This is a genomic window from Methylomonas sp. BG-2 (assembly GCF_057766305.1).
The window spans coordinates 1-4,752 of the sequence record NZ_JBYMAP010000281.1 but is presented as its reverse complement, the minus strand read 5'-3'; the positions used below and the strand labels follow the sequence as shown (position 1 = coordinate 4,752).

Here is a 4,752-nt window from a genome sequence, read left to right as displayed (position 1 = left end):
CATTTTATCCTGGTGACGCATGGTGATGTCCGATGTGTTGCGGATTGGCCATATTTGTCGTTTCAGTGTGATGTTAAGCAACGTTTTTACCCAGCCTGCCGAGCTATTGGGGAGATTGATTAGGCTAAACTAGGACTGAAACGCTGATTTGGTTTTCTATTGGCGTATAAATGTCCGTTTCCACATTAGGCGTTTTAATGCTCACAATCAACGCATAACGAGCTGACTTCCCCCAACGCTCCAAATTTGCTCGCTCTTTCCACCAGCCCACCACCGGATAGACGGCGATATAGCCACGCAAGACAAGTTCCGCCGCTTGGCCTGTCCAAGTATCGGAATGTACGGAACCCAAGCTGCGCAATTTCTCGCCCAAAAGCCATTCGCCGCTGTCTGGCTTAGCACCGTTATAAGCGTGTTCTTCGTCTCGGGCTTTTTGATTGATGCGCTGTTTGAATTCGGTCAGTGTTTCCAATGGCCGGCGTACATCGAAACGTAAGCCATGGGATGCATAGCGGTATTTATTGACCCAGCCTCTGGAGCCAGGATTCGGTTCGATGAAGTACGACAAAGTGACCTTCATTTTGACTTGAGTTTCTGGCGGCAAGTCGCGCAAGATTTCTGCAGGCCATGGCAGCGTGTGCAAGTTAACGTCACGGGTTTTAACTTCACTGCCCTCCTTCGTGTAAGGATGGATGACGTCTTGAGCGATCAGGGTTAGTTCGTTACGTGCGCTCCAAAACAAGGTTTCTTCATCCGGTACGCCGTAGCCGCAATATCGCAAGAGTTGGCGATATTTGTCCTGGGTCGTCAGCGGCGCAAACACCGCCTGCATAGCGGGTGTCCATTGGGCGGAATGAATCAGTAGCGCTCTGATGGTTTCAGGCCAATAGTCTGGATATAAAGCTTGTACTTTTGCCGCCAAGTTTGCGGCCAAAGCGGCAGCTGCACTCGTGTCGCCAAAGGAAACCAACTGTTTGCCCAAAGCAAACTGGTGGCCTGTGGTTAGCAATTGCAGTGCATCATCAATGTAATCGGCTTCCACATAGGCGGGGTTGGTAGCCATGTTACCGGCTTCCATGACAATGTCCGGTTTGATTGGCCAAGTTTTCTGCCAATCCATGGATGTGCAACTGGCTGGAGCCAAGCCGCCTGGGGGTGCTAGTGGTGACCACCCAGGATTGGTAACCGTGTCCAGCCAGGCTTTATCGGTATATCCGCCGACCGTAAGCGCATTCCAGGATTGACCGGGGTCATGAACCTCGTCGGTGAGGTTATTGTCGGGATATTGGTGTCTATATTGTGGATCGGTGTTGCCCGCCGACAAGATAACCAGTCGTTGCTGTTCGTCCTCATAACCGGATGTGATGGCGTCAATCGCGGCCGACCAGGACGACGGACGCCCACGGTCCCTGTCGTCCGTGGTGGATATCGCCATGCAAAACACGCGTTGCCGGTCGGTGACTTCGATTTCCACCCTGGCAATACTGTCTCGGGTAATCGCGCCGAAAAGTGATTTATCGTTGTGAAAGTCGGGGTTCGGCGTGATTTTTACCGATTCGAGCCGATGTGTGAGCTGTATAGGTAATGGATTTGCCAGTGACTCAGTTAAGTCGCCATAGATTGACAAGCCTGCCATATTGGTGCCGTGCCCATGTCGATCATCTGTACCCCATGCGGGGAGATAAGAATGCATGTCGGTCGTTTCCGCCACCGACTGTAACAACGGATGCGCTGGATTGACGCCAGTATCTAAAATACAAACCGATGGCGCGGCATCGGGCGGTGACGTCAAGTTTTCTAGGGTTTGTTCAATCCAGGCACGTTGGTCTTTACGACTCATACTGGTGAAAAAGTCGGCGGTATCCTTGGCTTTTCTGAGTTCAGCAATTGCACCCAGCAAGTGAATGGAATGACTGATTTGCTCGCGGGTGCCAAATACCAGGACGATGATTCTATCGAGGAAATGAATGGACTCTGCGCCAACTCTAATATCAAGCTGAAGGGCGTGGTCACGCAGAAAGGCTTCGTAGTCGATTTTGCCCGATCGTCTTAGCCACACTTCCCACCAAATCGACTCTCCCACATTGGGCATTAATTCCTGCTCGTCCGTCCAAAGAGCATCCAAGGCAGCGAGTTTGATCGCTGTTATACCCTCGACCAAGTCTTTGTTTTTTGGTTGATTTTTGGGGGTGTTTTCGAGTTGATATTGGGATATCTTCTTTAGAAAGTGGCTTAGCTTGCCTTCCGGCACAAAAATAGTCGCAATAGTTTTGTTATCAACAAGCTTAACGTTACAAAGCTCGATACCGCTTGGCTGGAATTCCAAGCTGGCAAATTTGAGTTCAAAGTCCGGTTCGCTTTCAAAAGCCAGATAAATGCCATTACTGACATCCAGGCCAAAGGCTTTTTGCTGTTCGATAATGCCGGTTTCTTGAGATTGGATTTGCCGAATTTGCTCAAGAAGCTGTTCGGCGTGCGATTGGCGATTCCTGGCTGGGGTATTGATACCAGCACTGTTTGGTCTAGAGGGGCGTGAATAACGTTCAGCCGTTGCCGAATTTTGAATCAATAAGTGTGGAAGGCGTTCCTTGCTGTTTTCGGCCATTTAAAGCGTGATTTGTTGTTTTTGTCTAACCAGTCGCCGTTCTTTTATGGAATGTATCAAGTCCGTGTGGCTGACCGCTTCTTTGTTATGAATAATTGCATCCTTGATGGCCTCCTCACAAGCTCGGGTAATGTCGCCATAGCTAAGAGTTTCAGCAGCTTCGGCCGCTTTCGACCAGTATATGCGGGACGTTTTATAGCTACCCAGTTTAGATTTGATTGCCGCGATGATTTCATTTTTGGCCGGCAACTCATATTCGATTAGATCGTCGAAACGCCGAAACAGTGCATGATCCAGTAACTCTTGATGGTTGGTAGCCGCAATTAACAGGCTGTCCGAGCTATCTTGCTCGATCATTTGTAGAAAGCTGTTTAGTACTCGGCGTATTTCCCCGACATCGTTAGCATTACCGCGTTGTGAGCCAATGCTGTCGAATTCGTCAAACAAATAAACACCACGAGTTTGTTCGATGGCATCGAAGATCAAGCGCAATTTACCCGCTGTCTCGCCCATATATTTGGTCATCAGGCTTTCTAGTCTGACGATAAAAAGTGGCAGACCCAATTCGCCGGCCAAAATTGATGCGGTCATGGTTTTGCCGGTTCCAGGAGGGCCAACCAACAACAGTTTTTTTCGAGGTGACAAGCCATGAGAGCGCAGCTTTTGAACATGCTTATGCTCTTTGATCAATCGATCCAGCTTGGCCTGAATGTTTTCAGAAAGTACCATGTCCACCAATCGTAACTTGGGATAGGAAACGTTCAGTAACTGGCTAAGTTCGCCTTTGGGCTTTGCCAAAGGAATGGTTTTTGAGTCTGAGAGTTTAGGTCGGCCTTTGGCCGAGTCGATCAAATCGCGTATTTCTTTCGCTAGGTTGCCGTGTCCTTTTTTTGCTTCCTGAGCAGCCATTTGCATGGCAATCGACAAAAACATGGCATCGTCACCATCAACGTGGGACTTAAGCAATGCTTTGATTTGATTAGCAACGGCCATGATGATTAGGATCGGGAATTGATAACTTGAAATTTTGCTTTTAGTGTAATTCATAAGGCTATGTTTGCGTTAATAGCCGCATGGGGTGGGCGCCGCGTACTCTTTGGAATTCACCGCCACGTTGGTCTTTAAAGATACGCAACGCGTACCCTACATCTGAATGCGAGAAAAACCAAGTCAATTGAGGGACGATATCCTCGATTCCGTAACCCCCTATGAAATCCAGTGCGTAACTCACGCTGAATTGACATCACGTAAAGCCTACCCCTTGCTCCTTGCTATATGTAAGTCATCAAATACCGATCCCAATATTGGCGGCCGTTGCGGCCGGGATTAAGTTCGATGCAATTCGGCGAGTAACGGTTTTCGCGCTCGCGAATCGACTCACGCCGTCCACCGGATTTCGGCTGAACTACCGCCGCGAGTCTGGGTCTACTGAGCTTCAGCGTTCGGAATGTCGATTCGACTAGGAGGAGGCCATGAAAACCGTGATTTTATTGATCGTTGCCCTGTTCGCAGTTGGGGCGGAAGCGAAACCAGAGGCCGCGCCACCGTCGCCGGCTCCGGCGCATGGGCAAGCGGCGCCGTACGATAGGGAGCAGGCGTTGGAGTCCTTCTCCAAGACCGTGCACGGCGGCATCCTACATATCGTGGCGAAATCGGCGAACGATGCTGAACAGATCCGGCGGATACAACATTATCTGCGGCAAACCGCCGCCGAATTTCAAAAAGGCGATTTTTCTTCGACGGAACGCTATCACGGCTCGGACATGCCCGGTTTGGCGCAAATGAAAGCGGCTCAGCCTGGCGAGATTCGCTACGACTTTAAGTTGCTGCCCGACGGCGGGCAAATCCATTTTTCGACCGAATATGCGCCACTGCTGACCGCGTTACACCATTGGTTCGACGCGCAAGTCGCGGAGCATGGTAGCGCGACTTTGCCGGGCCACAACCAGCACCACGCTACGCCGACCGAATAGGCGGCGATTCGAGAGCCTTGTTGCCGGGACTTGCAGAGTGCCGGCTTTAGGGTTCCCTTCGGCTCCGCTCAGGGAACGCGCCCGGGTGTTTTCAGAGCGGGGCTCGGCTTGTCGATATATTTCCCATTTATTTGGGGTAGCCCCCTAAGTCCATGACGGGAATTAGTAGCCGCG

General features: G+C 50.5%; 3 protein-coding genes. 1 reads left to right on the top strand and 2 read right to left on the bottom strand.

The window, feature by feature from the left end; genetic code table 11:
• Window positions 1–124: 124 nt before the first annotated feature.
• Window positions 125–2,605, bottom strand: a complete 2,481-nt coding sequence (locus tag AC3B8H_RS18675) for a S8 family peptidase (RefSeq protein WP_488443039.1) — start codon at window positions 2,603–2,605, stop codon at window positions 125–127.
• Window positions 2,606–3,652: an AAA family ATPase gene (locus tag AC3B8H_RS18670; RefSeq protein ID WP_488443038.1), complete on the bottom strand. Its 1,047-nt coding sequence runs from the start codon at window positions 3,650–3,652 to the stop codon at window positions 2,606–2,608.
• A gap of 425 nt (window positions 3,653–4,077) precedes the next feature.
• Between AC3B8H_RS18670 and AC3B8H_RS18665 the strand changes: the two genes are divergently transcribed.
• Window positions 4,078–4,578 (top strand): aspartate carbamoyltransferase, encoded by a 501-nt coding sequence (locus tag AC3B8H_RS18665; protein ID WP_488443037.1) that lies wholly within the window; start codon window positions 4,078–4,080, stop codon window positions 4,576–4,578.
• Window positions 4,579–4,752: the final 174 nt, after the last annotated feature.